This is a genomic window from Mesorhizobium sp. M7A.F.Ca.AU.001.01.1.1 (assembly GCF_004022735.1).
In the GTDB taxonomy this organism is placed as follows: Bacteria; Pseudomonadota; Alphaproteobacteria; order Rhizobiales; family Rhizobiaceae; genus Mesorhizobium; species Mesorhizobium ciceri.
Genome location: NZ_RZPF01001262.1, coordinates 1 through 804, shown reverse-complemented (window position 1 = coordinate 804; position 804 = coordinate 1). Strand labels below are relative to the sequence as shown.

Here is an 804-nt window from a genome sequence, read left to right as displayed (position 1 = left end):
GGCCGATGGAATCGCAGGATGCGGCGACCGGACTGATCGCCATCGGCGACGGTCGCGAGGTGAAGATCGCGCAGGATCTTGCGGCGCTGGGCTGCTCCTCGGTGCTGGTGACGCGGCGCAGCGATGTCGCTCCAGCCGACAGGCTGGTGGTGATCTCGATTCCCGCGCTCGGCAACGCCATCGCTGATGCCATACTGGAGATCATCGCCATCCAGCTCATTGTCGGCGACATGCAGGACGCGGCCGGCCTCACCGATATCGTGTTCCGCTACCGCCAGACCGATACCAAGCTGAAGCCGTGGTCGCCGACCGAAGTCTGACGTCCTTGTCCGGACATCGCGGAAATTGCCAAACCGGTCAGCAATGAGGCATTGAGGACAGGATATGGCTTTCGAGTCGGGGCAGCGAATGCGCTTTCGCCGACCGGAGACAGGATTTCAGGCAAAGGTCGAACGGCTGAGATGGCGGCTGCGGAAATCCCCAATCTGACCGACAGCGCCCGGGCGGTGCTGCGCCTGCTTGCCTCGCACGGGCCGGTGACGCGGCCAAAGCTCGGCGCCATGCTCGACCTGTCGAAGCCTACCATGTCGGCGGCGGTGTCGGAGCTGAGCGCGCTCGGCCTCGTCGCCTCGCGTGGGATTGAGCGCGGCGCCATTGGCCGCACGGCGACGATCTACGGCATCGGTCCAGGTGCCGGCTATCGCTTCCGGGATGGGTTCTTCCGCCGACGCCAGCTTCTGCGCATCCATCGAATAGGCGACGGCGGAAGAACCCATCCCGGAAGCGATAGCCGGCGACGCCGAC

1 protein-coding gene and 1 pseudogene are annotated in these 804 nt (G+C 65.4%); both read left to right on the top strand.

Features of this window, described 5'->3' with window-relative positions:
- Positions 1 to 320, top strand: a pseudogene (locus tag EN884_RS37535) (sugar isomerase); the annotation flags it as partial.
- A 141-nt stretch (positions 321 to 461) separates the two neighbouring features.
- On the top strand, positions 462 to 804 hold a 343-nt coding region (locus tag EN884_RS37530; RefSeq protein ID WP_245492072.1), incomplete at its 3' end, for a helix-turn-helix domain-containing protein.